Source organism: Psychroflexus planctonicus (assembly GCF_014640195.1).
Taxonomy (GTDB): Bacteria; Bacteroidota; Bacteroidia; order Flavobacteriales; family Flavobacteriaceae; genus Psychroflexus; species Psychroflexus planctonicus.
Map to the genome: position 1 here is coordinate 1 of NZ_BMGM01000032.1, position 560 is coordinate 560.

1 protein-coding gene is annotated in these 560 nt (G+C 28.6%); it reads right to left on the minus strand.

Features of this window, described 5'->3' with window-relative positions:
* Positions 1–57 precede the first annotated feature (57 nt).
* A partial coding sequence (locus IEV72_RS13600) for a transposase (protein ID WP_188459665.1) occupies positions 58–560 on the minus strand: 503 nt, incomplete at its 5' end.

The window sequence follows — 560 nt, forward strand, 5'->3', positions numbered from 1 at the left end:
CGAAGATTCTGTGTTAAAAGCAAAGGAATATTTAGACTTTTTTATATTTGTATAAAATCAGCATAAGCTAGATTCTAAAGGTTTTGCATTTTCAAGCAAAGCCTTTTTCTTTTCTTCATATTTAGAGTCATAAACCGTATTATTTTTGTACAAAATATAAACTAACTCCAGTAATTTTCTTTGAATAGCCACCAATGCTTTCATTTTAATACCATGCCTACCTACTAATCTTACAAATGTTTCACTATGAAATTGGTTATGTCTAATAGCAGTTAATGCTGGAAAGTAAACTGCTTTTCTTAAATATCTATTACCTCTCTTTGATATTTTAGGTTTACCTTTTACAGATGTCCCTGATAGTTTTTCTTTCACATCTAAACCTGCATAAGAAGTAAGTTGTCTTTTATTTCTTATCAACTCAAAGCCGTTAGTTTCTGCTAGTATAATGGTAGCTGTTAATTCACCAATTCCTGGAATAGTAGATATTTTGTGAATTTGTTCTTTTAATTCATCATCACTTTTAACGTATTCTACAATATCAAGTTTAATTTCTTTTTCTT